Consider the following 24,586-nt stretch of genomic DNA (forward strand, 5'->3'; position numbering starts at 1 on the left):
ATGAAAGCAATGATTCGACCGTTTAAGGGATGGACGTTTGCGGCACTGGCCGTTGTGTTCTCAGCGCCCATTCTGGCTCAGGATTCGCTCGAAGCGCTGTACCAGAAAGTCAGTGCCGATGCCCGTGCCGAGGCGGCCTACAACAGTACCCGGGAGCAGGAGTTTCTGGCCCGCGCCAATGAGCGCGAGCAGATGCTCGAAGACGTGAAGGCCCAATTGGCCGCCGAGGAGCGTCGCCGGGAAGAAATGAAAATCGTGTTCGACGAGAACGAGACAGTACTCTCGGATCTGACCGAACAACTCGACCGACGGGTAGGGAACCTCGGAGAACTGTTCGGCGTGTTCCGGCAGGTAGCCGGTGATATGCAGTCCATCTTTTTCGATTCCATCGTCTCGGCGGAATTTCCCGATCGCCTGGACACCATTGAACGGTTGGCGGAAGCCGAGGAGGTGCCGACCATTCCGGAAATGCAGGAGCTCTGGTCGGTCATGTTGCAGGAAATTGCCGAGTCAGGGAACGTCAGCCGGTTTGACAGCGACGTGATTCAGGCCTCGGGTGAGACCTACAGCGCCCCGGTCGTCAGGGTCGGTACCTTTAACGTCATCACAGGCGATACCTATCTCGACTACGAATCCTCCACGCAGGAGCTGGTGGAACTGCCGCGTCAACCTTCGGGTTCAGTCCGCTCCTCCGCGGAAGATCTCTACTCCGCTGCGGGGGATACCACCGTGCCGTTCGCGCTCGATCCCTCACGCGGTTCTCTGCTCGGTCTGCTGGTACAGTCCCCCAGTCTGGGCGAGCGGGTTCAGCAGGGTAAGGAAGTGGGCTACGCCATCATCGTGGTGGGCGTCATCGGCATGCTGATTGTGATCGAGCGCTTGATCAAACTGGCGCGGGTATCCAAGCGCATGCGTCGTCAGCTCAAGGATATGGAACACGCCGAAAACGACAACCCTCTGGGCCGGATGATGCAGGCCTACTACGAGAACAAGCACCTGAATGATCTCGATGCGCTCAGTAAAAAACTGGAAGAGGTCATCTTCAAGGACCTCGCCGAGCTTCGCCGGGGCCTGTCGATCATCAAAGTGCTTGCCGCCATTGCCCCGCTGATGGGTCTGCTCGGCACGGTCACCGGCATGATCGGTACCTTCCAGGCAATCACCCTGTTCGGCACCGGCGATCCCAAACTGATGGCCGGCGGCATCTCCCAGGCGCTGATTACCACCGTGCTTGGCCTGGTGGTCGCCATTCCGCTGTTGCTCTCCAGCAGTCTGCTCAGCAGTCGTGTGCAGCGACTGAGCAAAATGATTGGTGAGCAGGCCTCGGGCATGATCGCCGATAAAGCGGTCGACATCGCCAAGACCAAAGCCTAAGCGGAGGCCGAGATGGAAGTCTTATCCAAACTGAGCGACTTCCTGGATGCCGGTGGTGATGTGCTCTGGGTCATTCTGGCCGTCACCATCTGGCTCTGGTGTCTGATCGTCGAGCGCTACTGGTTTTTTTTGCGCGAATTGCCGGAGAACCGGTCCGGTCAGCTCGACCACTGGCGGGAAGTCCACAGCGGGTCGCGTTGGTTTAACCAGCAAAAGCGCCGCCAGCTGTTCTCTGAGGTGGAGTGCTCAATGTTGCGCAACCTGAAACTGATCACCGTGCTGATTGCCTTGCTGCCCATGCTCGGGTTGCTCGGCACCGTGACCGGCATGATCCAGGTCTTCGATGTGATGGCGTATATGGGTTCGGGGAACCCGCGTGCCATGGCGGACGGCGTCAGTGCCGCCACCATTCCCACCATGGCGGGCATGGTGGTGGCGATTCTCGCCATCCCTTTTGCGACGGAGTTGAACCGTCGCTACCAGCGTGAACGGCGGCGGTTGCACACCGCCATGTCGCGCGCAGAATGACAGGCCACCGAGGTTGCTATGAGTGATAACCAGTTTTTCATGAACGAAGACGACGACAACGATATCGACATGACACCCATGCTCGATGTGGTGTTCATCATGCTGATCTTCTTTATCGTCACTTCGACTTTTGTCAAAGAAGCGGGCGTCGATGTCACTCGGCCCCAGGCGGACACCGCCGTGCAGGCGGAAGCCAACAGCATCCAGATCGGCATCGACGCCTCTAACCAGGTGTTTATGGACAAGCGTCAGATCGACAAGCGCGCGATCCGCGCCAACGTTGAGCGTGGTCTGGCGGAAAGTCCGGGGGCCGCGGTCATTATTGTTGCCGACCGCGACTCAAATACGGATACCTTGATTCAGGTGATGGACCAGGCCCGGCTTGCCGGCGCCGAATCGGTATCGGTGGCGTCGGAGAATAACTGATGTGGGTGAAATATTCGGTAAGTTTGGGCGCGGCGGCGCTGCTTGGCCTGCTGATCTTTATCGGCATGCAGGTGCTGATCGCCACCGACGGTCGATTCGCCGATGGCGGTGGTGATCAGCCCGCTTTGAACTTCGTTCGCATCGATGCGGCCGAGGACAAGGTGGAAACCAAAGACCGGCGCACGCCGGAGGAACCTCCGGAGCCGGATACGCCCCCGGAGACTCCCACGGCTGCGGTGGAAGACAATCAGGTGCAGAACCAGACCGCACTGTCGATGGATATGCCGAGTATGGATATGCCTTTGCAGACCGGCGGCGGCCCCAATATGGCGGGGCTCTCCGGCAGTGGTGGCACCGGTATGGGGGGCTTTGATTCGGATGTGATTCCCACGGTGAGAATTCCGCCGAATTATCCGCAGCGCGCCCGTCAGGCCAAGTTGGAAGGGTACGTCACCATGCACGTACAGATTCGCGCGGACGGCACCGTCTCCGATGTTGAAGTGGTCGAGTCGAACCCGCCCCGCCTGTTTGACCAGGCCGCGGTCCAGGCCATGCAGCGCTGGCGCTTCCGCCCGAAAATGGTGGACGGTGAGCCCCAGCCTCAACAGGCGCAACAGACCATTGAATTCAAGTTGGGAGAATGACCGACATGCGTAATGTGATTGCCCAATGCCTGCGCCGCGCTTGTCGACCGTTGATGGTGACGCTTGTGCTGGGATGCAGTGCGATCGCGTCGGCTCAAGGCGACTCCCTGAGCGGCAGCACCTACAACAAGCTGACTGACATACAGGAGTTGATGGCGGAGGAGAAAACCGAAGAGGCGTTGACTGAACTCAGGGAGCTGCGCGAGGACGTGGAGCCGGACACCATGGATCTGGCCATGGTGCTGCAGATGCTCGGCTACGTCGAGCTCACCCGGGATAACTACCCCGAAGCACTTGAGTTGATGCGTGCCAGTCTGGATATCGGAAAGCTCCCCGAGCAGATGAAGGTGGAACTGGGCTACATGGTGGCCCAGCTTTACGCCGCGCAGGAGCAATTTGACGAGGCCATCCGTTTTGCTCAGGAGTGGTTCGAAACCCTCGAAGAACCCAAGCCGCAACAACTGATGTTCATGGCCAACCTGCTGGCGCAGACCGAGCGCTACGCCGATGCGATTCCGTTCGCCGAGCAGGCGGTCACCATGACCGACGACCCGCAGGAGAGCTGGTACCAATTGCTGATTGCCGCTAGCTTCCAGTTGGAGGAGTACGACAAAGCCGCCCGCTTTCTGAAGGGCGCCGCCGGCCACTGGCCCGAAAAGCCTCAGTACTGGGAACAGTTGGCCAGTGTCTACCTGATGCTGGAACAGGAAGGAAAGGCGCTGGCCAGCCTGCAGCTCGCCTGGCGCAACGGGGTGCTGGAAAAGGAAAGCTCCGTACGCTCACTGGTGCAATTGGCCATTGCCGAAGGCATTCCCGATCGTGCCGGTCGTTTTCTGGAAGCAGCGCTCGAACAGGAGCTGGTCCCGCGCGATGAGACCTTCCTCGGGTTATGGGTCAACGCCTGGAACAGTGCCCGTGAATACGACAAAGCTGTGGCCGCCTTGCAAGCGTTGGCCGAAGCTACGGGCGAGGGTGACCCTTACCTGCGCATTGCCAACATCCGCGTGGAGCAGGCCCGTTGGGCCGACGCCGTCGCGGCGCTGGAAAGCGCGCAACAACGGCCCCTGAAAAAGCCCGGACAGGTCTGGTTGACCTTAGGTATCGCATTGACCGAACAGGAAAATTTTGAAGCGGGGCTGGACGCCCTGCGCAAGGCGCGCGCCTACGATGATACCCGGGAGCAAGCCAACGGCTGGCTCAAATACGCCGAAGGCCTTCGCAGTCAAAGTCGTTGGCAGAGCCGCAACAACAGCTGAGCACCCGCTCTCAATATCTGGAGACACATTCATGTTTCACAAATTATTCCGACCATTTCGCTTCGTCGTTCTCGTGTTCTTCCTGTTGGCCGCCGGTATGGCCGGTGCAGCCCAACCCAAGGCCCGCATCGCCATACTGGGTGGCACTTTTTTGAACGACATCATTTTTCATCGCGACGGTCTGATTCAGTCCGAGTTCACGATTAATACCAAGGTGGGGCAGTCGCCCACCATCTACTATGCCGAGCACAAGGGCATTCCGTTCTACTACATTCACGCCCACGGTGAGGGCAAGTGGCTGGAAACCTGGGTGGCGTTGTACGACCTGGGTGTCGAGGAAGCCATCGGTGGAGCCACCGCCGGTGCCATCAACCGCAGCATGGAGGTGTACGACTACATTCTGGTGGATGACTTCATCGACCTTAATATCGACCGGCCCATCAGCATTCCCCACGAAGTGTATCGGGACCCGGACGCCATTCCACTGCCTCGCTTTGTACCGGCGGTGGATACTGACATTCGCGATATTCTGCTCGAGGAAACCCGCAAGGCCATTCTGGATAACCCGGACTACCAGGACATCAGCATTCACGACGGCGGCACGGTTCTACAGAGTCGGGGCGGCCGGTTTGAAACGGTGGCCGAAGTGGAAATGATGGCCCGCATGGGCGGTGACATTGTCACCATGAACCTCGCCTCGGAAATGGTCTATTCCAGAATGCTCGGAATCAACTACGCCGCCCTCGGTGTAATTTCCAATCCGGCCGAGGGGCGGGCCGACTGGGACTTTTCCCTGATGAAAGAGCTCTACCCGCGAGTCAATCCGCTGAGCCTCGATATCGTACTGGCCTCGCTGCCCGCCATCGCCAAACTCAAAGGCAAGCCCCGCGTGTCCGACGGCTTGATCAACCACCCCGAAATGACTTCCCAAAAGAAACAGGACTGATTCCATGTTGAAATTGACTAAACTCTCTGTAACTGGCTTTTTGTGCGCGCTGCTGCTCGGCGGTTGTGCCCAGCAGGCCACCAAGGCGCCCGAGCCGATCAAAATCAAATTCGTGGTGGTTTCCATGTTTGAAATTGGCGATGTGGAAGGCGACCAGGCGGGTGAGTTCCAGTTGTGGAAAGAGCGCGCCGACCTCGACACCGTTCTGCCGTTCAAGAACTCACCGCACGATATTTACCTTAACGAAGAAACCGGCGTACTCGGCATCATTACCGGCATCGGCACCGCCTATTCCGCCGGTACCGCCATGGCGCTGGGCATGGATCCGCGCTTTGACCTGACCGACGCCTACTGGCTGGTGGCGGGTATCGCCGGGATCGACCCGGAGGATGCCTCCATTGGTTCGGCCGCCTGGGCCGAGTACCTGGTCGATGGCGACCTGGGGCACCAGATCGATATGCGGGAAGTACCGGAGGATTGGGAGATTGGTATTTTTCCCCGTCACACCCGCAAGCCTTACGACCCGAACAAACCCGAACCCACGTTTGAAATGTTGCAGCTAAATTCCGAGTTGTCCAATTGGGCTTTTGAACTGACCAAAGACGCCGAGCTGCCGGATATGGAAGGGCTGAAGGAGACCCGTTCCCTGTACACCGAACACCCCAACGCGCAGAAGCCGCCGTTCGTTCTCAAGGGTGACCAACTGGCGGCCATGCGCTTCTGGCACGGTGAAATTCTCAACGACTGGGCCAATAAATGGGTCGATTACTGGACCGACGGCAAGGGTGAGTTCGTCACCTCCGCCATGGAAGACACCGGGACCTTCCTGTCCCTGAGCCTGTTGGACAATCTGGGCAAAGTGGATAAAGACAGGGTCATGGTACTGCGCACTGGCAGTAACTACACCATGCCGCCTCCGGGCGTGACCGCGGTCGACAATCTGCTGGCGGAAAATGACGGTTACGCCGGGCTGGATGCGGCACTCGAAAGTGCCTACATCGTCGGTTCCGAAGTGATGGAGGAAATTCTGACCAACTGGGATACTTACCAGGACCGCATTCCTTCGGTGGCTGATCTGCCCTGATGCCTATGGACCCGTGTGCATATACCTGGCGGCCCGAAAAACGGGCCGTCTTCACCGTCGGCGGCGGCCCTCTGTCGGGGCTGCGGCTGGCGGTCAAGGACCTGTTCCATGTCGCCGGTCTGCCCACGGGCGCCGGCAACCCGGACTGGCTCGCCAGCCATCCGTTGCCCACCCGCACCGCACCGGTGGTCGCGCGACTGTTGGACGCTGGCGCCGAACTGGTGGGCAAAACCCTGACCGATGAGCTGGCTTACAGCCTCAATGGTCAGAACATTCATTACGGCACGCCCATGAACCCAAAAGCCAAGAATCGCCTGCCCGGCGGCTCCAGTTCCGGTTCAGCCGTGGTGGTGGCCGCTGGCGAGGCGGATATCGGCCTGGGCACCGACACGGGGGGGTCCATCCGTGTGCCCGCGAGCTACAACGGCCTGTTCGGTCTGAGGCCCACCCACGGCGAGCTGAGTCTGGAGGAGACCGTGCCACTGGCCCCGCGCTTCGACACCGCGGGCTGGATGACGAACACCCTTGCCTTGCTCAAACGGGTCGGTGAGGTTTTGTTGCCGGAGGATATGCCGAGCCGAACCGCCAGCGGCCCGATCACGCTGGCGGTACTGGTGCCGGAGCAGGGCGATCAACCGCTCTGGAGCGAAGAGCATGATGCCTGGCTTCAGTCCCTCGGCACTTCGGCGGTGATTCTTCGGCGAATTGACGTGAACGGGGATTGGTTCAACCACGCCAGCGAGTGTTTCCGAACCCTGCAGGGGCGGGAAATCTGGCGTACCCACGGCCGCTGGATCACCGAGTGCAAACCGGTGTTCGCCCCGGACATACAGGCGCGTCTGCAATGGAGCCGGGGTTTGACCGAGGCCGATGAGCTCGCCGCCGAGCGCGACCGGGTACAACTGTGCGCCACCATCGCCAGTTGGTTTGAAGGCGTGGAGGCGGTGCTGATGCCCACCACGCCCGGGCCCGCTCCAAGGCTTGACGCCGCCAGTGACCGGATCGCGGTCTATCGCAGCCAATTGATGAGCCTGACGGCCCCGGCGGGGCTGTGCAGTCTGCCGCAGTTGCACCTGCCGGTGCTCTCCCGCGACGGGGCGCCCATGGGCGTTTCTCTGCTGGGCGCGCACCGGCACGACAAGGTGCTGCTCGAACTGGCACACACCCTGACGGAGATCCGCTCATGACTGAAGTGGCGTTCAGCGCTCCCCACCGCGAGGCGGCAAATATCGGCCTGAAAGTGTTGGAAGACGGCGGCAACGCGGTGGATGCCATGATCGCGGGGGCCGCCGCCATCAGTGTGCTCTACCCCCATATGAACAGCCTGGCTGGCGATGGCTTCTGGTTGATTCATGAACCGGGCCACGCCCCCCGGGCCATCGACGCCTGTGGTACCGCCGCCGAACGGGCCAGCATTGATTACTACCGGGAACAGGGGCTGGAGGCCATACCTCCGCGCGGGGCTCCGTCGACCCTGACCATGGCCGGTACCCTGTCCGGCTGGCAGCGGGCTCGGGAGCTGATCGGCGAAACCCGCCACCTGAAGCCGCTGAAAGAGTTGCTGGCGCCGGCCGCCACTCTGGCGCGTGAGGGCGTTCGGGTCACCGAGTCTCTGGCCGCCGCCAGCCGCAAGGTGTCGACCGAACTTCAGGCGGAAGCCGAATACCAGTGGCTCTTTACCCGAAAGGGAGCGCCGCTCAAGGTGGGTGATACGCTGCGCAACCCGGAGCTGGGGGACTTTCTCGACCGCCTCGCCCGCCAGGGACTGAAAAGCTTTTATCGGGGCGAGATCGCCGGGGAACTCGCGGCCGCGCTGGAAGCGGCGGGCAGTCCGTTGCGCCTGTCGGATTTCGAGAACTACCACGCCAAGCTGGTGAGGCCGCTGTCGGTCACCACCCGCTTCGGCGAATGTTACAACCTGCCGGCACCCACCCAGGGGTTGGCCTCGCTGATCATCCTGGCGCTCTACGACCGCCTCTATCGCGACGACTGGTCGGAAGCCCAAAAGATTCACACCCTGGTGGAGGCCACCAAGCAGGCCTTCCTGATCCGGGATCGGGAAATTACCGACCCGCGCTACATGCGCCAGCTCGGCCAACGGTGGCTGGCGAACCAGACGTTGAACGAGTTGGCGGGACGCGTTGGCGATACCGCCTCGCCCTGGCCCCGGGTCGCCGAGCAAGGTGACACCGTCTGGATGGGCTGCGTGGATCGGCGCGGCACCATGGTCAGTTTTATCCAGAGCCTCTACTGGGAGTTCGGCTCCGGTGTGGTGATTCCCGGCACCGGCCTGGTGTGGAACAACCGGGGCCTGAGTTTCCGGCTGGACCCGGACCACCACAATGCCCTGCGCCCTGGCGCTCGCCCTCTGCACACGCTCAACCCTGCGTTGGCCCTGTTCAACGACGGCCGACGCATGGCCTACGGCACCATGGGCGGGGAAGGCCAGCCGCAGACCCAAGCGGCGCTGCTGACCCGCTACTGGTACGACGGCCTGCCCCTGGACGAAGCCATCAATCGTGGTCGCTGGCTGCTGGGCAGAACCTGGGGCGAGACCGATGACGCCCTCAAACTGGAAGCCGACCTGGCGGACTGGGTGGGTGATGAGTTGGCCCGTATGGGGCACCGAACCCGCACCGTGCCGTCACACAGTGAAATGATGGGACACGCTGGCGCAGTGGTCGCGCTAAATGGCGGTTTGGTCAACGCCGCCAGCGATCCGCGCAGCGACGGCGCCGGCCTGGTAGGGAGGTCCGCGCGATGAGTGCGTTTCTCAATGAATGGTTGCCGACTCTTGTGGCCATGCTGGCCACCGGAGCGCTTGCCGGGGTGCTCGCCGGTCTTCTCGGGGTGGGTGGCGGCATCGTCATCGTGCCAGTGCTGTATTTCGTGTTGCAGGGGCTGGGCATTGACCCCGATGTAGCCATTCGCGTGGCGACCGGGACTTCCTTGTTGGTCATCGTTCCCACTAGTGTGTCCTCGGTTCGCTCCCACCATCGGCGGGGCAATGTCGACTGGGCGCTGATCAAGCGCTGGTGGCCTTTTATGGTGCTCGGTGTCATTGCCGGGAGCGCCACGGCCCTGGTGGTCAATGGCCAGGTCATCAGCGGTGTGTTTGGCGTTATCGCCCTCCTGGTGGCCGCCAATATGCTCTTTCGCCCCAAGGCACCGCCAGTGTCCGAGTCGCTTCCCGGCCTGCCGGGGCAGGGGGTAATGGCCGGCGCCATCGGCTACTTCTCGGTGATGATCGGTATCGGTGGGGGCACCCTGGGCGTACCCATGCTCGCCGCCTGCAACGTCGCCCCGCACCGCGCCGTGGGCACCGCCTCCTTCTTCGGCCTTCTGATCGCCCTGCCGGGCGCCACCGCCATGCTGCTGGCCCAGACGCCCGCGGGTGCCCCCGCCGGCATGGTCGGACTGGTCAACCTTGCCGGTTTTGCCGCGATTGTACCCTTAACGGTCCTGCTTGCGCCGATCGGTACCTGGTTGGGCTCCAAACTGAACGCGCTTTGGCTCAAACGCGTGTTCGCTATCTTTCTGTGCATCAGTGGCGCACGCATGCTGATGCAGACTATGGGAGTGTGATATGTCCGAAACGCTTCAACCCGCCTCCAATCTGATGCGGCCCTTCTCTCCCCCCCCCCGCCTGTTGATGGGCCCGGGCCCGATTACCGTGGACCCGCGGGTGCTGCGCGCCATGTCCGCGCAGTTGGTGGGCCAGTACGATCCGGCCATGACCCGGTGCATGAATGAGACCATGGCCCTGTACCGGGCGGTGTTCGAGACCGATAATGAATGGACCTTTCTGGTGGACGGCACCTCGCGGGCGGGCATCGAAGCGGTGCTGGTGTCGTTGCTCGAGCCCGGGGACAGAGTGTTGGTGCCCATCTTTGGCCGCTTCGGTCACCTGCTCACCGAGATTGCCGAGCGTTGTGGGGCCGAGGTGCACACCCTTGAGAAGGAGTGGGGCCAGGTTTTTACCCCGGAGGAGATTGAAACCGCCATCCGCGAAGTACGGCCCAAAGTGCTCGCCGTGGTGCAGGGCGATACCTCCACCACAATGCTGCAGCCGTTGGAAGCGCTGGGCGCGATTTGTCGCGAGCACGGAGTTCTGTTCTATTCCGACGCTACCGCCTCCATTGGCGGTAACCCCTTCCGCACCGATGACTGGGGCCTGGATGCGGTATCGGTAGGCCTGCAAAAATGCCTCTGCGGACCGTCGGGCAGCGCGCCCCTGACGCTGAGTCCAAGAGCCGTGGACATCATTCGCCGCCGCAAACATGTGGAGGCGGGGATTCGCAGCGAACACCACAGGGACGGTCAAGGTCCGCGCATTCCCTCCAACTATTTCGATCTGGGCATGATCATGGATTACTGGGGAGAAGAGCGACTCAACCACCACACCGAAGCCACCACCATGCTCTACGGCGCCCGGGAGTGCGCCCGCATTCTGCTGGAAGAGGGCGTCGAGGTGGCCATTGAGCGCCACCGCATTCACGGTCGCGCCATGGCCGAGGGGCTGGCTGCTATGAATCTCACACTGTTTGGCGATCAGGCGAACAAAATGCACAACGTCGTGGGTGTTTATATCCCCGGTGGTATTCCTGGAGAGTTGGTACGGCAGGCCATGCTGAACGACTTCGGTATTGAAATCGGTACCTCTTTTGGCCCTCTGCGCGGCAAAATCTGGCGCATTGGCACCATGGGCTATAACGCTCGTAAAGACGCCGTACTGCAGACTCTGGCTTCGCTGGAAGCGGTGCTTCGCCGGTGTAGGCACTCACTTACCGCTGGTGCCGGAACCGATTGTGCGCTGGAAATATACACCGAGGAGGGCTTATGAGCGTCGATCTGAATCTCTCGGAAGAGGCTCTGGCCGAGCCGGCCGCTCGCCTGATGACCCGCTGTGACGAATTGGCTGGCATCAGTTCGGATCCCGACTGCCTAAGCCGTTTTTATCTGACGCCTGAACACCGCAAGGCCAACGATCAGGTGGCGGGATGGATGAGAGCAGCGGGTCTGGAGACCTGGGAGGATGCCGCCGGCAATCTGTGGGGTCGCTACGCCGCCGCCGAGCCGGCTGCGACCCAAGCGTTGATTGTGGGTTCCCATCTGGACACCGTGCCCAATGCCGGTCGCTACGACGGTATGCTGGGAGTGCTGACTGCACTTTCCGCCGTCGAGCAGTTGCGAGCGGCCAAGGTACGGCTGCCTTTCCATATTGATATTGTCGGTTTTGGTGATGAGGAAGGGGCGCGTTTTGGCACCACCTTGTTGGGTAGCCGTGCCGTCGCCGGCACTTGGCAGGATTCTTGGTGGGAGTTGACTGACGCAGAAGGCGTCTCTCTGCGCTCGGCCTTTGAACGGTTCGGTTTGAACCCGGCGAAAATTGGTGAGGCAACCCGCTCGTCGCAGGGTTTACTGGGCTATCTGGAGCTCCACATCGAACAGGGGCCGGTGCTTGAACAACGGGACGAACCCTTGGGGGTGGTCACAGCCATCGCTGGTGCTCGCCGTTTTGATATTGAACTGATTGGTCATGCAGGTCACGCAGGCACCGTGCCAATGAATATGCGGCGTGATGCTTTGGTTGGTGCGGCAGAATTTATTCTTGTAGCCGAGAGAGTGGCCCGGGAGGTGGGGGTTGTTGCCACTGTGGGACGGTGTGAGGTGTTACCCGGTGGTGTCAATGTTATTCCTGGCGCAGTGAACCTGTCATTGGATATCCGCTCCGCAGATGATCGCCTTCGCGATCACGCGTTGACGATCATTCGCGACCAATTAAAGCATATTGAAACGCTCCGGGAGTTGAGCTCTCAGTGGCGGGAAATCCATAATGCTCCTTCAGTTGACTGTGCTGAGTGGTGGCAACAATTACAGTGCTCCGTGCTGTCAGACCTCAATCTTAAGGCGTTGCGTTTGATGAGTGGGGCGGGGCACGATGCAATGGCCATGGCGGAAATTACTGATTGCGCGATGTATTTTCTGCGCTGCAAAGGTGGTATCAGTCATCATCCAGACGAGTCCATTGCGCAAGCGGATCTGATTCCCGCAATAGCAACTCTGGTCCAAACACTACTTCGCTTGGGAAGATCGGGATGAAACCCGCGACCGCCTGTGCTTTAATGAGGCGAAGCACACAGTTCTTTGGCCCTCAGGAGTCAGCGGTGCCCTCTGCCAAGCCCACAGCCCCGGACTTGTTTGAAAGCCTCTATGACGGCGCGATGAACCCGGAGCGGTGGCCCCGGTTTCTCGGTCAATTGGCCGCCCGGTTCAATGGTGGGACCGCCTCCCTGCGTATCACCGATATCGAAAAGCCAATGGTGTACACCTCTTTCACCCAGGGGTTCGATCCCGAAGCCAATCGCCGCTACATGGAAGAATCCGTGGCGGTCGACCTGTTTCGGGACGCGCTGTCGGCGGCGCCGTTGGGCACCACGCTGGCCAGTCACGAGATTGTTTCCGATCGCGAGTTTGAGCGCAGCGCTCACTACCAGGCGGTGTTCCGTCCCAACGGTAACTTTTATGCCATGGGCGCCCAGTTCGAGCGTCAGGCGTCCCGGGCCGCGCATATCGGCGTTCATCGTCCCCGTAGTGCCGGACCTTTTTCCCGCTCGGAGCGGCGCGAGCTGGATGTTTTTTATCCCCACCTGAAACGCGCCGCCCGCATGATGCAATTATTGGGGGAGTTTGAAGTCGCGCTGGGGCAGGCGAGAGCCGCGCTGGATTGTCTGCCTTATGGTGTGTGGCTGGTAGATCGACAGCGACGCTGTCAGTGGCTCAATGCCGTGGCTGAAGAGGCCATCCAGACGAATGTCTATGGCCTTGGAATGGCGAATGAACGCCTGCAGTTGCGCAATGCCATGGAAGAGTCCCGGTGGCGATCCGTCTGTGATCGGGTGAGCCGTGGCGAAATCAGCGCCGATGTGCTCCCCATTGGGCAAACCGGCGCGACGTTGGTGGCCATGCAGTACCGCCGGCCTTGCGCCCGGGCCCTCATGGGTCCCGAGCAGGAGGCGCTGCTGGTGTTTCTGCTGGACCCGGAGCGGCCGGTCAAACCCAACGCGCAGCGGCTTCGCACACTCTATGGCCTGACCCAGGCGGAAATTCGTCTGCTGGGGGAACTGTTGCGAGGCTATGAACTGTCCGAAATCAGCACCAGCCTGAGTCTGTCCATTCATACCGTGCGGGCGCAGTTGAAATCGGTCATGCGCAAAGTCGGCGTCACCCGCCAGGTGCAATTGATCCGCAAGCTGTTGATGGTGTGCGCGGCCCTGCCATCGGATGGGGAGCCGCTTTGACGATCGAGAGCTTTATCGACCGACCGGATGGGCGACGGCTGCGTCTGCTGGAACAGGGGGAACCCGACGCGCCGGCATGGATGTACTTGCACGGGCTGCCGGGGGCCGCGGATGAGGCCTGGTTGCCCGAGCCCCTGGCGGGGCGGGTGCGTCTGTTGTCTTTTGATCGACCGGGCTTCGGGGGTTCCACGCCCTGTCCCGACTATACCCTGGCCATGCTGGCCGACGATATCAGCGCGATCGCCGATGCCCGATCCGTATCGACAATCCGCTTGTTGGGTTTTTCGGCGGGTGGTCTGTTTGCTCTTGCCTGCGCCGGGCGGATCGGAGCGCGGGTTGCCCGGGTGGTGTCGGTCGGTGCCCCGGCGCTTCACTGGCTGAACGATCCCGATCGGGAGGCGGCGGAACTGACCGCCGGTGCCTGGCAGGGCGCCCGGGACAATCCGGAGCAGCTCGCCGAGTCTCTCACCGCGCTGACCGGTAATGGGCCGACCTTGCAGGACGCGATGCGCAGCAGTCTGTCAGCGGAAGATCTTGCGGTCCTGGATCAGTCCGACACAAAGCACCGGTTCGCGCAGACCATGGCACAAGCCACCCGACACGGGGCCGTCACATCGGCGTCGGCCCTTGCCCGTGAGTTGCAGTTGATGGTGTCGCCCCGGGGCTACGAGCTCGGAACGCTGCCGGCCTCGGTGTGTTTTCTTCATGGCGACAGTGATCAGCTGTTGACGGTGCGTCATCTGGAGGCTTTCCATCGAAGCTTCCCGCAGAGCGAGGCTGTTGTCTTGCCGGGGCAGGGGCATTACTCCCCTTTGTTGGGGCCCGGCGCGCCGACTTTATGGGCCGACTGGATGCTCAACGAAGTCCGGGAATAAAGGCACCGAACGGGCGATGAAACCGCTTGTCAAAGGCGACACTTTGAGGGCAAAATTCGCGTCCTCCGCGGCTCGCCGTTTCTCTGAGTCTTTGCCATGCGTTTCGCCAGTTTCGATGTGTTTCGCACCCTGGGGTTTCCCGATACCCGCCATTTCAAACCCGATCACCTGTTCCGTCATCAGTCCGAGCTGAGCGCGGCCGAGTGGGTACTGTTTCCCGAGTACTGGCAGGTCAATGCGTTGATCTACGGCATGGGTTGCCGGGTATTTCCCAGCCAGGCCAGCTATCTGCTGGGGCACAACAAAATTGAAATGACCCGGGCGTTTCAGGCCGTGGCACCGGCTCATGCACCGGTGACCCACATTCGCGCGAATACGCCGGACAATGCCCATGAGTTGTGGCAGGAGATGACCCACCCGTTCGTCGCCAAGCTCCCCAAAAGCAGTATGGGGGAGGGCGTGTGGTTGATCGAGGAACGGGAGCAGTGGCGCGAGTACCTTGAGCGAACCGACACCCTCTATGTGCAGGAGTGGCTGCCCATCGATCGGGATGTGCGGGTGGTGGTTGTGGGGGATCAGGTGCTGGCGGCCTACTGGCGGCTGCAATCCGGGTTCAGCTTCCATAACAATGTGGCCCGTGGTGGAAGCGTGGATTACAGCCCCGTGCCGGCGGTGGTGACCGATCTGGCGTTGACGGTGGCCCGCAAGCTGGGGGTGGATCACGCCGGGTTTGATATCGCTCTGGTGGGCGATCATCCCTACCTGCTGGAATTCAACCGCCTGTTCGGCAACCAGGGCATTCCGGGCGGTGGCCAGCGTCTGCGCGAGGCAATACTGGGTTACCTGGATCGTCAATCCGTCCAGAATGATGATCCCAACCGTCCACCCGAGCCGGTAGCGGCCTGAAAACAGGCCGCCAGATTATACAATCTTCAAATAACGCCGCTTTCCTTCTATTTCATTTCATTGTTAAAACGCCGCATAAAGTGTGATGATTTCCGCAATCATCCCCATTCTGATGAATTATCCGTCATGGTCGCGCCTTGATAGTAAATAACAAATAATATTTATATATTTGTAAGAAACTATCTAATGTGCTTTTATCCCTTTTGCCTTCCGAATCAAAACCGACCGGTTGCGATCCGAAAGGCCTGCGTCTATTCAAATTCACACCACGAAAGGGGTAAATAACAATGAAGACTCAGTGGTTTAACCATCTCACCAAAGCATTCAGCGTCGGGTGCCTGACTCTCGCGGCGGCGGCCGCCCCCCAGTGGGCCAATGCCCACGGGACCATCACCGCTCCAGAAAGCCGGATCTGGAACTGTAAGGAGCAGGGCCAGAACCCGAGCTCCGCCGCCTGCGCGGCCGCCATTGCCGAAAGCGGCACCCAGCAGATTTATGACTGGAACGGGATTCGCCAGGGTGCGGCCGATGGCGACCATCAGTCGGTCGTGCCCGATGGGCAACTGTGCAGCGGCGGCGACCCCGGCACCTTCGGCGGCATGGATCTGGCGCGTGCCGACTGGGAGGCCACGCCCGTGTCCGGCTCCCAGACCTTCACCTGGTATAACTCGGCGCCGCACAAGTCGCTGTACTATCGCTACTACATCACCAAAGAGGGGTACGATCCCACCCAGCCGCTGGCCTGGAGTGACCTGGAATATCTGATGGAAACCGACCCCAAGCCGGGTGAGACGTACCCGAGCCACACCGTCAGCCTGCCCAACCGCACCGGCAAGCATGTGGTGTACGCCATCTGGCAGCGCTCCGACAGCCCGGAGGCCTTCTACGCCTGTGTGGATGTGGAGTTCAGTGGCGGCAGCTCGAGCAGCTCCAGTTCTTCGAGCTCATCGTCCAGCAGTTCCAGCTCTTCCGACAGCGGTAATACCTGTGTCGGTATTCCCAACTGGGATTCGGAAACCGTCTACCTGGCAAACGATCAGGTGCGTTACAACGACAACCGTTATGAAGCCAAGTGGTGGACCCAGGGACAAGTACCGGCGGACAACAGCTCTGAATGGGCGGTCTGGATCGACCAGGGGGGTTGTACCGAGTAAGAGAGACGTTTCAGTACGGAAACAGAAAAACCGCCGGGGTAGTCGACCGGCGGTTTTTTTGTGATCAGTCGTCCAGCGCGCGCGGCGGCTGATCGGGCTTGGCGTAGGCCAGCCGTTCCAGCCGTTCGGTGCGGTGGTAGCTGTCCAGCCCGGAAATGGTGACCGCGTCCAACGCTTCGATATCCACATAGCCGTCCGGTTGAATCACATTCGGCTCCACATGCACCGCGACGATTTCACCGACGATAAAATCGGTGTTATTGAAGGCCAGGTGTTTGCACTCCAGCAACTTCAGTCCGATTTTCAGGCGGCTTTCCTCCACATAGGGCGCGGGATGACCTTCGCGGAAGCCGGGCGTGAGGCCTGTGGCATCGAATTCGGATTGACCCCGTGCGTAGCGCGCCGAGGTCTGATGGGCCGGGCGGATCATGCCGCCGTGCACCTGATTCAGGGTGTAGTAACCGGTGGCCAGAATATTTTCAACGCTGTGCCGTTCCACCGTGCGCGGGCGCGTCACCATACCCATCAGCGGTGGGTTGGCCCCCAGGTGAATGACCGAGTTGACGATCGCCAGGTTGGTGTGGCCGTCCCGATCCACGGTGCCGACCAGATTGGCGCTCTTGAAGCCCGCCAGGGAGTTGATGAATTGCGCGCGGTAGCGCTGCTCCATCTGGTCGATGGTCGAACGGTCAAAGTACAGGGAAGAGGTCATAGTCGCTCCACAGTGGCTTGTGGAAACACTATACGACAAGGCAGGGGCAATGGGTCAAAAAAAAGGGGTGGTCGGGGCCACCCCAAAGGATCAACTTCATGAAGCAATGAAGAAGAAGGGGAAATGTGGTTTGGCAGGATCGGGCGTCAGATCTGAATACTGACTACGCCGTTTTCCACGCGAACCGGGTACACCGGCACCGAGTGCGCGTCGGACTCCAGACACTCACCGGTGCGCAGATCGTAGTGCTCCTTGTACAGCGGTGAGGCCACCACGGTGCGCTCGCCCAGAGAACCGATAATGCCCCGGCTCAGGACGTTGGCTTTGCCAATCGGGTCGTAGTTGCCGATGGCAAAGACTTCATCAAGGGTCTTGCTGTAGAAAATCGCGACCTGTTTCTGATGGATCAGGGCACACAGGCCGCTGTTGGGTTGCAGGTCGGATTTGGTGCACACCTCAACCCAGGTCTGTTCCACTTTCTTGGCGACGGCGGTATTCATGGTGATGTTCTCCTTAAAGGCAATCGGTCATTGAACACAAACTTCAGGAACGGATTTCCACCAACGGAATGCGGTTTTTGCGCTCCTCGTCGGTGGCGGGGCGACGCTGCCCGCGCTCGGCCACATAGGCGAGGTTGTCATCGATCTCGTCACTGTTGATGAAGTGGCGGAAGCGCTTGAGCTTTTCCGGATCTTCCAGCGTGGTCTTCCACTCGCACTGGTAGTTGGCCAGGTTGCGGGTCATGTCATCTTCCAGTTCCCGGCTGATGCTCAGCTTGTCTTCAATCACCACTTCTTTCAGGTAATCCAGCCCGCCTTCGAGGTTCTCCATCCACACCGAGGTGCGCTGCAAGCGGTCGGCGGTGCGGATGTAGAACATCAGAATCCGGTCGATGTACTGAATCAGCGTGTCGTCGTCCAGGTCGGTGGCGAACAGGTCCGCGTGGCGCGGACGCATGCCGCCGTTGCCGCAGACGTACAGGTTCCAGCCTTTTTCCGTGGCAATCACGCCGATGTCTTTCGACTGGGCTTCGGCGCATTCGCGGGTACAGCCGGACACGGCGAACTTGAGTTTGTGCGGCGCGCGCAGGCCCTTGTAGCGGTTCTCGATGGCGATGGCCATATCCACGCTGTCCTGCACCCCGTAGCGGCACCAGGTGCTGCCCACACAGGATTTCACCGTGCGCACGGATTTCCCGTAGGCGTGGCCGGTTTCAAAGCCGGCGTCGATCAGTTTCTTCCAGATGACCGGCAACTGGTGCAGTTGCGCACCGAACAGGTCCACCCGCTGACCACCGGTAATTTTGGTGTACAGGTTGAACTCTTTGGCGACTTCACCGAGCACGATCAGTTTTTCCGGGGTGATTTCGCCCCCGGCCACTCGGGGCACCACGGAGTAAGTGCCGTCCTTCTGCATGTTGCCCAGATAAATGTCGTTGGTGTCCTGCAGGCCCAGGTGTTCTTCCTTCAGAACGTAATCGTTCCAGAAGGAGGCGAGAATCGAGCCGACCGTGGGCTTACAGATATCGCAGCCCAGGCCTTTACCGTGACTCGCCAACAGCTCGTCGAAGGTTTTGATCTGCTTGACGCGGACAATATCGGCCAACTCCTGACGGCTGTACTCGAAGTGCTCGCACAGGTGATTGTTCACCTCCACGCCCAGGGCGCTCAGCTCGGCGTCCATCACCTGCTTGGTCAATGCCGCGCAGCCACCACAACCGGTGGCGGCGCCGGTGCAGGACTTGATGCCGCCCATGTCGGTACAGCCATTCTGCACCGCTTCGCGAATCGAGCCTTTGGTGACATCGTGGCAGGAGCAGATCTGGGCCGTGTCGGGCAGGGCATCCACACCCATGCCCACCGGTGCCTCGCCGTCGGTGGCGGGCAGAATCAACTGCTCCGGTGACGCAGGCAGGTCCATCCCGTTCACGCAGATCTGTTGCAGCGTACCGTAGGCGTCGGTGTCGCCCACCAATACCGCACCCAGCAGCTTTTTGCCATCTTCGGAGACGATCAGGCGTTTGTACACTTCGGCCACGCCGTCGCTGTAGGTATAGCTCTGGGCGCCGGGTGTCATCGCCAGAGCATCGCCCACACTGCCCACGTCCACGCCGAGCAGTTTCAGCTTGGTGCTCATGTCGGCGCCGGTGAAAGATTGCTCGGTGCGGCCCTGAATATGCTCAACGGCAATTTTGGCCATCTGGTAACCCGGGGCTACCAGACCGAAAATCTGGTTGTTCCACAGGGCGCATTCGCCAATGGCGTAGATGTTGTCCGCCGAGGTCTGGCAGTGGTTATTGATGGCGATGCCGCCGCGCTCACCCATCGCCAGGCCCGCCTGTTTGGCAAGTTCATCCCGCGGGCGAATACCGGCGGAGAAAATCACCATATCGGTTTCCAGGTGCGAGCCATCGGCGAAGTTCATCCGGTAGCGGCACTCTTCACCTTCGATAATTTCCTTGGTGTTCTTGCCGGTGTGCACACTCACACCCAGTTTTTCGATTTTCCGACACAGCAGTTGGCCGCCGCCTTCATCCAGTTGGCGGGCCATCAGGCCATTGGAAAATTCCAGTACGTGGGTTTTCAGGCCCAGGTTCTTGAGCGCATTGGCCGCCTCCAGGCCGAGCAGGCCACCGCCGATGACCGCGCCCACCTGGCTGTTCTGGGCCGAGGCGGTAATGGCTTCCAGATCTTCAATGGTGCGGTACACCAGGCAATGATCCTGATCGCCGCCGGGAATGGGCGGCACAAACGGATAGGAACCCGTGGCCAACACCAGCTTGTCATAGGCCTCGGTGCGACCGTTCGCCGTAGTCACCGTTTGCTCGTCCGGCTGGATGCTCACCACCTTGTCGTTCAGGGTGTACACCACGCCGCGTTCACGGTAATCGTCCTCGGTGGTCAGCGCCAGGTCCTCGACTGTGGAGCCGTCAAAATAGCTGCTCAGCTTGACCCGGTCATAGGCCAGGCGCGGCTCTTCGGAGAAGGTGATGATCTCGTAGTCACCGGCGTTTTCCACACTCAATAAAGTGTCGATAAACTTATGCCCGACCATGCCGTTGCCGACCACAATAATGCGCTGTTTCATAAAACCACTCCTGACTAAACTCAAAATTCTGATTCCGGTTTTACCGGTATTGGTGGATGACGGCCTTCGGCCTTATCCACCCTACGCAATCGACCGCTGCTGCGCCTCACTCAAAAACTGCTCTGGTGCCAACTGGTCCGCCAACCGAACCACATCCCCCACCACAATCAACGCCGGGGATTGCACCGCGTCGCGCTCGGCGGTCTCGGCCAACGCTGCCAGCGTGGTGGTCAACACCCGCTGATTCGCCCGGCATCCGTTCTCAATAAACGCGGCTGGCGTATCGCCACTCAAACCGTGCGCCATCAGTTGCCCGGCAATTTCTTCCGAGCGACTTACGCCCATGTAAAACACCAGGGTGTGATTCAATTGCGCCAGCGCTTGCCAATTGGCGGTCACTTCGGTTTCGCCGTGGCCGGTCACCAGGGTGCAGCCCTGGGACACACCGCGATGGGTCAACGGCATATGGGCGCTGCTGCTGCAACCGGAGGCGGCGGTTATGCCCGGTACCACCTCGGCGTTCACACCGGCCTGGCGCAGGGTCATCAGCTCCTCACCGCCGCGACCGAACACAAAGGGGTCGCCGCCTTTAATGCGGCATACGGTTTTGCCCATCAGCGCCTGGTCCACCAGGCGCTGATTCAGATCGTCCTGCGCAATGCTGTGATGATTCTTCGATTTGCCGACATAAAGCGCGGGGGTGCCGTTCGGAAACAGCGCGCGAATATCCGCACTCACCAACTGGTCGTAGAAAATGATGTCCGCGCTTTCAATCGCGCGCAGTGCTTTCAGGGTCAGCAACTCGGCATCGCCGGGGCCGGCACCCACCAGCCATACTTTCCCGTTTGATACGGGAATCGAGCGGGTCGGCTTGGCCGAGGGGATCAAAGGTTCAATGTTCATCTGGTTCATAACGGCTGCCCTGAAAAATCGTTTTACGAATGCATGGTTGGGGTAGAGCAAAGACAGTGCCACTCACTGACAAACCTTATAAAAAAATTCATAACCCCTTATTTTTCATGCGTTTAGCGGGCACACATTCCGCGGCGCGGGATTTTTATGCGTTACAAGTTCACGCGAAACGAGCACCAAGGCCGTGCAAAGGTGCGCTGAAATAATGCAAAACGGTGCAGACGTGCGATGGACAGTTTGCGTTGAAAGTGTGCAAGTGGTGGTGCGTCGTGCGCCATCCCGGTGCTCATTCAGATATTCCGCTGGAATGAGTGCGTGAATCGCGGTCAATCCGGTCCGGCGGCGACCATTTAACAGAAAGAAAAGAAATTGGCGTGGCGATTGCAGTACTTGACGGCGTGATGACAACAGACACTTTCTATATTGCAGGTTGACCCATGACAGTCCATCGGTACGAACCCATTCCCATCGCCCAAGCCGAGTCCACGGTACAGACCACCTGTGCCTACTGTGGTGTTGGCTGTGGCATAAAAGCCACGGTGAATACCGAGGAACGGAAGGTGTTGATCGAAGGAGACGAGACACATCCGGCCAACTTTGGGCGACTCTGTTCCAAAGGCCTGGCGCTGGGGGAAACCCTGGTGGATGCCGGTCGACTGCTCCACCCGAAAGTGCACGGCGAACAGACCAGTTGGAATCGCGCGCTGCAGACCGTGGCTCAGGGATTTGTGGATACCATCGTCGAGCACGGCCCGGACTCGGTGGCCTTTTATGTGTCCGGGCAACTGCTGACCGAAGACTACTACCTGGCCAACAAACTGATGAAGGGCTTTATCGGCAGCGGCAATATCGACACCAATTCCCGCTTGTGTATGTCCTCCAGCGTGGCCGGGCACAAGCGCGCCTTTGGCAGCGATACGGTGCCGGGCTGCTACACCGATCTGGAACAGGCGGACATGATCGTACTCACCGGCTCCAATCTCGCGTGGTGCCACCCGGTATTGTTCCAGCGCATCAAGGCCGCCAAACAGCAGCGCCCTCATATGAAGGTGGTCGTGATCGATCCGCGCCGCACGGACACCTGCGACATCGCCGACCTGCATCTGCCCATTCATCCGGGCACCGATGTGGCGTTATTCAATGGTCTGCTCAGTTATCTGGCCCAACACAACGCCATTGACGAGGATTTTGTGCAGGCCCATACCGAGCATTTTACCGAAGCCCTGGTGGCTGCCATGGAAGACGCCGGACAGCGCCCGGCACTGGCCCAACAACTCGGCGTCGCCGACTATCAGTTGGAAACCTTTTTCCAGTGGTACGCCCAGACCGAGAAAACCGTCACCGTCTATTCCCAGGGGGTGAATCAGTCCACCGCCGGCACCGACAAGGTCAATGCCATCATCAATTGTCACCTGGCCACCGGCCGTATCGGGCGGCCGGGCGTGGGGCCGTTTTCCGTCACCGGCCAGCCCAATGCCATGGGTGGCCGTGAGGTCGGCGGTCTGGCGAACACGCTGGCGGCCCATATGGAGTTTGACAACCCGGAGCACTGGCAATTGGTGCGGGACTTCTGGGAAGCGGACAACCTCGCCACTCGTCCCGGCCTGAAAGCGGTGGACATGTTCGACGCCGTCGCCTCCGGCAAAATCAAGGCCATCTGGATCATGGCCACCAACCCGGTCATGAGCCTGCCCAACGCCGATAAAGTCAAACAGGCCCTGAAGGACTGTCCGCTGGTGGTGGTGTCCGACTGCATTGAAGACACCGACACCACGCGCCTCGCCGACGTGCTACTGCCCGCCGCCGGCTGGGCCGAAAAGTCCGGCACCGTCACCAACTCCGAGCGGCGCATCTCCCGCCAACGGGCCTTGCTGCCGCCTCTGGGGGAAGCAAGGCCGGACTGGTGGATCATCGCCGCCGTGGCCAAACAGATGGGCTACGGGCGCGCCTTCGACTACGCCAGCGAAGCCGAAGTGTTCAGCGAATACGCCCGCCTGACCGCCACCGACAATAACGGCACCCGGGATCTCGATCTGGGTCACTACAGTCACTTGACCCTGAATGATTACGACAGCCTGCTGCCGCGGCAATGGCCGCTGCCGACGAAAGCCCCGTTGCCCGACGGTGACCAGCGTCTGTTTGGTGATGGCGTGTTCTTTACCCCGTCCGGCCGGGGGCGGTTCGTGTCGGTACGCTATCGCGCACCGGCCACCGGGGTGGATAGCCACTATCCCCTGACCCTGAACACCGGCCGAATCCGCGACCAGTGGCACAGCATGACCCGCACCGGCCTCGCTTCACGCCTGTGCGGCCACCTGCCGGAGCCGTTTATCAGCATTCACCCAAAGGATGCCGGGCGTTACCAACTGAAAGACGGCGCCCTGGCCGACGTCACCAGCCGACAGGGCCAGGCGCGGGTGCGCGTGCAGCTCACCGATCAGGTCAACCTGGGTGAAGTCTTCATGCCCATGCACTGGAACGACGTACACGCCAGCCGCGCGCGGGTGGCCGCCCTGGTGGGTGAATACGTCGACCCCACCTCCGGCCAGCCGGAAAACAAATACACCCCAGTTCAGGTCCAGCCCTGGTACGAACAGGCCGAAGCCCTACTGGTCAGCCGTACCCCACTGCCCGAACTGGAAGCCGACTACTGGGCCATGCGTCGGGTCAACGGCGGCTACCTCTATCGTATCGCCAGCGAACGGCTTGCCACCGACCTGGATAAACAGCTCCAGAGTCTGTGCCAGGACGGCGATCAACAGCTCGCCTTCGGCCATCCCGAGCACGGCGAATTCCGACGCGCCTTTGTACGCGAAGGCCAACTGCATACCGCATTCTCTGTCGCCAAACAGTTCGGTACCCGGGATTTCAACTGGCTTGGCGATCTGCTCGAAGGCGACTTCGCCGCTACCGCCATGCGCGCTCTGCTCAGCGGCAAGCCGGACCGGCAACACAGCCAGGGCAAACTGGTGTGCGCCTGCAAACAGGTGGGCTACAACACTCTGTGCAGCGCCATCCGCGAAAAAGGCATCGACACCGTCGACGCCCTCAGCGCCGAAACCACCGCCGGCACCGGCTGCGGCTCCTGCCTGCCGGAGCTGGAGCAGATCATTGCCAGGGAGAGTGCGCACGAGGCGGCCTGAACCTGAAACCAGGGAAGGTTAAATTCTGATCAATCCATACAGTATATTGGCAGCCGGGCCAAAATCGGGCACACTTTGTAAACCGAGCGCGCTCGTTTACACACCGTGGCTCATAAAAAAGACAATAAATTCAATGCATTACCAAACCGGGCGGCGAATTAACGCGCACCGCCCGTCAGAAAAACGCGCATGCACGCTTTTTCACCCTGACAACTTGGATGTTCAGCATGAAAGTACC

The 24,586-nt window shown here is 60.5% G+C and carries 21 protein-coding genes; 17 read left to right on the plus strand and 4 right to left on the minus strand.

The window, feature by feature from the left end:
• The 16 genes from OOT55_RS15520 to OOT55_RS15595 all read left to right on the plus strand — a co-directional run bounded on the left by OOT55_RS15520 (window position 1) and on the right by OOT55_RS15595 (window position 16,494).
• Window positions 1-1,374, plus strand: coding sequence for a MotA/TolQ/ExbB proton channel family protein (locus OOT55_RS15520; RefSeq protein ID WP_265366750.1), 1,374 nt, complete (start codon window positions 1-3; stop codon window positions 1,372-1,374).
• A 12-nt stretch (window positions 1,375-1,386) separates the two neighbouring features.
• Window positions 1,387-1,902, plus strand: coding sequence for a MotA/TolQ/ExbB proton channel family protein (locus OOT55_RS15525; RefSeq protein WP_265366751.1), 516 nt, complete (start codon window positions 1,387-1,389; stop codon window positions 1,900-1,902).
• A gap of 18 nt (window positions 1,903-1,920) precedes the next feature.
• Window positions 1,921-2,328: an ExbD/TolR family protein gene (locus tag OOT55_RS15530; RefSeq protein WP_265366752.1), complete on the plus strand. Its 408-nt coding sequence runs from the start codon at window positions 1,921-1,923 to the stop codon at window positions 2,326-2,328.
• The gene (locus OOT55_RS15535) at window positions 2,328-2,972 is read left to right on the plus strand and encodes an energy transducer TonB (protein ID WP_265366753.1); all 645 of its coding nucleotides are present in this window, start codon (window positions 2,328-2,330) and stop codon (window positions 2,970-2,972) included. The genes OOT55_RS15530 and OOT55_RS15535 overlap by 1 nt, the downstream gene beginning before the upstream one ends.
• A gap of 5 nt (window positions 2,973-2,977) precedes the next feature.
• The gene (locus OOT55_RS15540) at window positions 2,978-4,228 is read left to right on the plus strand and encodes a tetratricopeptide repeat protein (protein ID WP_265366754.1); all 1,251 of its coding nucleotides are present in this window, start codon (window positions 2,978-2,980) and stop codon (window positions 4,226-4,228) included.
• 31 nt (window positions 4,229-4,259) lie between these two features.
• The gene (locus tag OOT55_RS15545) at window positions 4,260-5,174 is read left to right on the plus strand and encodes a hypothetical protein (RefSeq protein WP_265366755.1); all 915 of its coding nucleotides are present in this window, start codon (window positions 4,260-4,262) and stop codon (window positions 5,172-5,174) included.
• A 4-nt stretch (window positions 5,175-5,178) separates the two neighbouring features.
• Window positions 5,179-6,258 (plus strand): purine nucleoside permease, encoded by a 1,080-nt coding sequence (locus tag OOT55_RS15550; RefSeq protein ID WP_265366756.1) that lies wholly within the window; start codon window positions 5,179-5,181, stop codon window positions 6,256-6,258.
• Between the two features lie 5 nt (window positions 6,259-6,263).
• The gene (locus OOT55_RS15555) at window positions 6,264-7,445 is read left to right on the plus strand and encodes an amidase (protein WP_265366757.1); all 1,182 of its coding nucleotides are present in this window, start codon (window positions 6,264-6,266) and stop codon (window positions 7,443-7,445) included.
• Window positions 7,442-9,022, plus strand: coding sequence for a gamma-glutamyltransferase family protein (locus tag OOT55_RS15560; RefSeq protein WP_265366758.1), 1,581 nt, complete (start codon window positions 7,442-7,444; stop codon window positions 9,020-9,022). Before OOT55_RS15555 ends, OOT55_RS15560 begins: the two co-directional genes overlap by 4 nt.
• Complete coding sequence (locus OOT55_RS15565; RefSeq protein ID WP_265366759.1) at window positions 9,019-9,843, plus strand: sulfite exporter TauE/SafE family protein; 825 nt, start codon at window positions 9,019-9,021, stop codon at window positions 9,841-9,843. The genes OOT55_RS15560 and OOT55_RS15565 overlap by 4 nt, the downstream gene beginning before the upstream one ends.
• A 1-nt stretch (window position 9,844) precedes the next feature.
• Window positions 9,845-11,101, plus strand: a complete 1,257-nt coding sequence (locus OOT55_RS15570) for a pyridoxal-phosphate-dependent aminotransferase family protein (protein ID WP_265366760.1) — start codon at window positions 9,845-9,847, stop codon at window positions 11,099-11,101.
• Window positions 11,098-12,360, plus strand: coding sequence for an allantoate amidohydrolase (locus OOT55_RS15575; protein WP_265366761.1), 1,263 nt, complete (start codon window positions 11,098-11,100; stop codon window positions 12,358-12,360). Before OOT55_RS15570 ends, OOT55_RS15575 begins: the two co-directional genes overlap by 4 nt.
• A 65-nt stretch (window positions 12,361-12,425) precedes the next feature.
• On the plus strand, window positions 12,426-13,559 hold the full coding sequence (locus tag OOT55_RS15580; RefSeq protein ID WP_265366762.1) for a helix-turn-helix transcriptional regulator: 1,134 nt from the start codon (window positions 12,426-12,428) through the stop codon (window positions 13,557-13,559).
• The gene (locus OOT55_RS15585; protein ID WP_265366763.1) at window positions 13,556-14,434 is read left to right on the plus strand and encodes an alpha/beta fold hydrolase; all 879 of its coding nucleotides are present in this window, start codon (window positions 13,556-13,558) and stop codon (window positions 14,432-14,434) included. The genes OOT55_RS15580 and OOT55_RS15585 overlap by 4 nt, the downstream gene beginning before the upstream one ends.
• A gap of 96 nt (window positions 14,435-14,530) precedes the next feature.
• A complete protein-coding gene (locus OOT55_RS15590; RefSeq protein WP_265366764.1) occupies window positions 14,531-15,340 on the plus strand; it encodes an ATP-grasp domain-containing protein in 810 nt (269 codons plus the stop codon).
• A gap of 287 nt (window positions 15,341-15,627) precedes the next feature.
• A complete protein-coding gene (locus OOT55_RS15595; protein WP_265366765.1) occupies window positions 15,628-16,494 on the plus strand; it encodes a lytic polysaccharide monooxygenase in 867 nt (288 codons plus the stop codon).
• A 64-nt stretch (window positions 16,495-16,558) separates the two neighbouring features.
• On the opposite strand, the gene OOT55_RS15600 is transcribed toward OOT55_RS15595, so the two are convergent.
• The 4 genes from OOT55_RS15600 to cobA form a co-directional block, all read right to left on the minus strand.
• Window positions 16,559-17,206, minus strand: coding sequence for a flavin reductase family protein (locus OOT55_RS15600; RefSeq protein WP_265366766.1), 648 nt, complete (start codon window positions 17,204-17,206; stop codon window positions 16,559-16,561).
• Between the two features lie 146 nt (window positions 17,207-17,352).
• Window positions 17,353-17,706 (minus strand): nitrite reductase small subunit NirD, encoded by a 354-nt coding sequence (nirD, locus tag OOT55_RS15605; RefSeq protein WP_265366767.1) that lies wholly within the window; start codon window positions 17,704-17,706, stop codon window positions 17,353-17,355.
• 43 nt (window positions 17,707-17,749) lie between these two features.
• Complete coding sequence (nirB, locus tag OOT55_RS15610) at window positions 17,750-20,293, minus strand: nitrite reductase large subunit NirB (RefSeq protein ID WP_265366768.1); 2,544 nt, start codon at window positions 20,291-20,293, stop codon at window positions 17,750-17,752.
• A gap of 81 nt (window positions 20,294-20,374) precedes the next feature.
• Entirely contained in the window at window positions 20,375-21,196 is an 822-nt protein-coding gene (cobA, locus tag OOT55_RS15615; protein WP_265368841.1) for a uroporphyrinogen-III C-methyltransferase, read from the minus strand.
• A 446-nt stretch (window positions 21,197-21,642) separates the two neighbouring features.
• Between cobA and OOT55_RS15620 the strand changes: the two genes are divergently transcribed.
• Window positions 21,643-24,348 (plus strand): nitrate reductase, encoded by a 2,706-nt coding sequence (locus OOT55_RS15620; RefSeq protein ID WP_265366769.1) that lies wholly within the window; start codon window positions 21,643-21,645, stop codon window positions 24,346-24,348.
• The last annotated feature ends 238 nt before the right edge of the window (window positions 24,349-24,586 follow it).

The sequence above is a fragment of the Marinimicrobium sp. C6131 genome, assembly GCF_026153455.1.
GTDB lineage: Bacteria > Pseudomonadota > Gammaproteobacteria > Pseudomonadales > Cellvibrionaceae > Marinimicrobium.

Coding starts and splice junctions, on each gene's coding strand:
- OOT55_RS15600 (WP_265366766.1), bottom strand. CDS start 17,206: ATGACCTCTTCCCTGTACTTTGACCGTTCGACCATCGACCAGATGGAG.
- OOT55_RS15570 (WP_265366760.1), top strand. CDS start 9,845: ATGTCCGAAACGCTTCAACCCGCCTCCAATCTGATGCGGCCCTTCTCT.
- OOT55_RS15560 (WP_265366758.1), top strand. CDS start 7,442: ATGACTGAAGTGGCGTTCAGCGCTCCCCACCGCGAGGCGGCAAATATC.
- OOT55_RS15550 (WP_265366756.1), top strand. CDS start 5,179: ATGTTGAAATTGACTAAACTCTCTGTAACTGGCTTTTTGTGCGCGCTG.
- OOT55_RS15530 (WP_265366752.1), top strand. CDS start 1,921: ATGAGTGATAACCAGTTTTTCATGAACGAAGACGACGACAACGATATC.
- nirB (WP_265366768.1), bottom strand. CDS start 20,293: ATGAAACAGCGCATTATTGTGGTCGGCAACGGCATGGTCGGGCATAAG.
- OOT55_RS15535 (WP_265366753.1), top strand. CDS start 2,328: ATGTGGGTGAAATATTCGGTAAGTTTGGGCGCGGCGGCGCTGCTTGGC.
- OOT55_RS15545 (WP_265366755.1), top strand. CDS start 4,260: ATGTTTCACAAATTATTCCGACCATTTCGCTTCGTCGTTCTCGTGTTC.
- OOT55_RS15540 (WP_265366754.1), top strand. CDS start 2,978: ATGCGTAATGTGATTGCCCAATGCCTGCGCCGCGCTTGTCGACCGTTG.
- cobA (WP_265368841.1), bottom strand. CDS start 21,196: ATGAACATTGAACCTTTGATCCCCTCGGCCAAGCCGACCCGCTCGATT.
- OOT55_RS15565 (WP_265366759.1), top strand. CDS start 9,019: ATGAGTGCGTTTCTCAATGAATGGTTGCCGACTCTTGTGGCCATGCTG.
- OOT55_RS15620 (WP_265366769.1), top strand. CDS start 21,643: ATGACAGTCCATCGGTACGAACCCATTCCCATCGCCCAAGCCGAGTCC.
- OOT55_RS15555 (WP_265366757.1), top strand. CDS start 6,264: ATGGACCCGTGTGCATATACCTGGCGGCCCGAAAAACGGGCCGTCTTC.
- OOT55_RS15575 (WP_265366761.1), top strand. CDS start 11,098: ATGAGCGTCGATCTGAATCTCTCGGAAGAGGCTCTGGCCGAGCCGGCC.
- OOT55_RS15595 (WP_265366765.1), top strand. CDS start 15,628: ATGAAGACTCAGTGGTTTAACCATCTCACCAAAGCATTCAGCGTCGGG.
- OOT55_RS15590 (WP_265366764.1), top strand. CDS start 14,531: ATGCGTTTCGCCAGTTTCGATGTGTTTCGCACCCTGGGGTTTCCCGAT.
- OOT55_RS15520 (WP_265366750.1), top strand. CDS start 1: ATGAAAGCAATGATTCGACCGTTTAAGGGATGGACGTTTGCGGCACTG.
- nirD (WP_265366767.1), bottom strand. CDS start 17,706: ATGAATACCGCCGTCGCCAAGAAAGTGGAACAGACCTGGGTTGAGGTG.
- OOT55_RS15525 (WP_265366751.1), top strand. CDS start 1,387: ATGGAAGTCTTATCCAAACTGAGCGACTTCCTGGATGCCGGTGGTGAT.